The organism is Pseudomonas sp. HMSC065H01, from assembly GCF_001815235.1.
Lineage (GTDB): Bacteria > Pseudomonadota > Gammaproteobacteria > Pseudomonadales > Pseudomonadaceae > Pseudomonas > Pseudomonas aeruginosa.
Genome location: NZ_KV819925.1, coordinates 398 through 1,475, shown reverse-complemented (window position 1 = coordinate 1,475; position 1,078 = coordinate 398). Strand labels below are relative to the sequence as shown.

Annotated in this window: 3 protein-coding genes; 2 read left to right on the top strand and 1 reads right to left on the bottom strand. The window is 50.9% G+C overall.

Features of this window, described 5'->3' with window-relative positions:
* Positions 1 to 513, top strand: a 513-nt coding sequence (locus HMPREF3014_RS26375) for a conjugal transfer protein TraG N-terminal domain-containing protein (protein ID WP_141765471.1), incomplete at its 5' end; no start/stop codon positions are given.
* Between the two features lie 25 nt (positions 514 to 538).
* Here HMPREF3014_RS26375 and HMPREF3014_RS34040 read toward each other — a convergent pair.
* Positions 539 to 883: a hypothetical protein gene (locus HMPREF3014_RS34040; protein WP_071534978.1), complete on the bottom strand. Its 345-nt coding sequence runs from the start codon at positions 881 to 883 to the stop codon at positions 539 to 541.
* On the opposite strand from HMPREF3014_RS34040, the gene HMPREF3014_RS35220 reads away from it, so the two are divergent.
* On the top strand, positions 882 to 1,078 hold a 197-nt coding region (locus HMPREF3014_RS35220; protein WP_371858313.1), incomplete at its 3' end, for a ribbon-helix-helix domain-containing protein. The genes HMPREF3014_RS34040 and HMPREF3014_RS35220 overlap by 2 nt on opposite strands.

The window sequence follows — 1,078 nt, the reverse complement described above, 5'->3', positions numbered from 1 at the left end:
AACGGCATCGCGAGAACCGCTGGAACCTTCGGCGTTGCCCTGGGCAGCCTGGCCTACTTCCCGGCGATGGATATGGTCCGCCAGGCACTGCCGATGGTGATGTCGTTCCTGAAGATGGCAATGGTCATCTGCATTCCGATGGTCCTGGTCATCGGCACCTATCAACTGAAAGTTGCCATGACGATGACGGTCGTCTTCTTTGCGATGATGTTCGTCGATTTCTGGTTTCAGTTAGCCAGATACATCGACAGCACGATCCTTGATGCCTTCTATGGCTCGGGATCACCGCATCTTTCGTTCGACCCAGTTATGGGGCTGAATACGGCGACTCAAGATGCAATCTTGAACTTCGTGATGGGTTCTATGTTCATTGTTTTACCACTGCTGTGGATGACAGCGATCGGCTGGTCCGGAATTCAAGCAGGGTCTGTACTGAACGGATTGAGCAGAGGGACCGAAGGAGTTCAAGCCGCCGGTAAGGAAGCAGGAAATAGAGTTAAAAACGTGGTTTAAAAAAGTATAAAGCCATTACCGGGGGCTAGTCCCGGTAATGGTGAGCTGCCTGATAGTCAAACAGCTCTGCTACAGATTCAGTTTCAGCTTGAGAAGTCATTGTTGTGACATCTCGACTTGGAGACTCTTTGGAGACGGAGATATCCCCTTTAACTAAGGCATACCCCACCAGAAATACACATAGTAGAGTCATTGATACCCCAGCAAGCCACATAAAGTTCTGTGACACTACAAGAGTTGCTAACAAGAATAGGCTAACTCGCTTAACCCAACGTAGAGCTGGACGGCGATCATGCAGGCAGAAGCGCACAAACGTGCCCAGACCGAAACCGGCCCGTGCGGCGAAACCTTTGTTGGCGTGTGCATTCATGATCAATCTCCTGGCTCCCAAAGGGAGGTATCCTGCTATCACCTATACGCCGAAAAAGGTGATTTGGCAAGCCATATGGCATATTATGCCACTAGCTATCTATGGACTGGAGCACCCTATGGCAACTCGAAATGTCGTCCTTCCTGACCCGATGGAGCAGGACATCAACGAGCTGGTGGAGACCGGCCGCTATCA